This is a genomic window from Sphingomonas sp. AC435, from assembly GCF_979253005.1.
Window position 1 is genome coordinate 1 of sequence record NZ_CEEDCJ010000063.1, and the last position, 255, is coordinate 255.

Here is a 255-nt window from a genome sequence, read left to right on the forward strand (position 1 = left end):
GGAGGAAGTTCGCGACCCTGACCCCCTAAAAGGGCAGCGAGAGTTGAGGCTAGTGTCCGAATCTGCCCTCACCGGCTCGCGACACCGCTTCCCGTGCGGCGGCAAGGATGGCGCCGGCCTTGGCGTCGCATTCGCGTTGCTCGTACTCGGGGATGGAGTCCGCGACGATGCCGGCTCCGGCCTGGCCGTGGATCGTGCCGTCCTTGACGACGGCCGTTCGCAGGACGAGGCAGCTGTCGAGCGAGCCGTCGGGCG

At 68.6% G+C, this 255-nt stretch carries 1 protein-coding gene; it reads right to left on the reverse strand.

Features of this window, described 5'->3' with window-relative positions:
• Positions 1-49 precede the first annotated feature (49 nt).
• On the reverse strand, positions 50-255 hold a 206-nt coding region (locus AC0CH8_RS18965), incomplete at its 5' end, for a chorismate-binding protein (protein ID WP_465241212.1).